Source organism: Pseudomonas sp. SWRI111 (genome assembly GCF_014268555.1).
Taxonomy (GTDB): Bacteria; Pseudomonadota; Gammaproteobacteria; order Pseudomonadales; family Pseudomonadaceae; genus Aquipseudomonas; species Aquipseudomonas hamedanensis.
The window spans coordinates 1-316 of the sequence record NZ_JABWQQ010000084.1; the positions used below are offsets into that span (position 1 = coordinate 1).

Sequence of the window (316 nt, forward strand, 5' to 3'; positions counted from 1 at the left end):
TTACGACTACGACGCCTTCGGCAACCTGATCCGCGAACGTCGGGGCCACGGTCAGACCCTCGTCACCGAATACCGCTTCGACTGCCAGCACCGCCTGATCGGCCTGACCCGCCCCGACGGCCAGACCGCCAGTTACCAATACGATGCCTTCGGCCGGCGCATCCGCAAAATCGTGGACGGCATCGCCACTGAGTTCTTCTGGCAGGGCGATCAACTCGTCGCCGAAAGCAGCCCAACCGAGTACCGCAGCTTCGTCTACGAACCCGGCACCTTCCGCCCCTTGGCCCTGCTCGACGGCAAAGGCCCGAAAAAAGCC

Annotated in this window: 1 protein-coding gene; it reads left to right on the forward strand. The window is 63.9% G+C overall.

Annotated features, from left to right (window positions below):
- Positions 1-316, forward strand: a 316-nt coding sequence (locus tag HU755_RS27040; RefSeq protein WP_186638311.1) for an RHS repeat domain-containing protein, incomplete at both ends; no start/stop codon positions are given.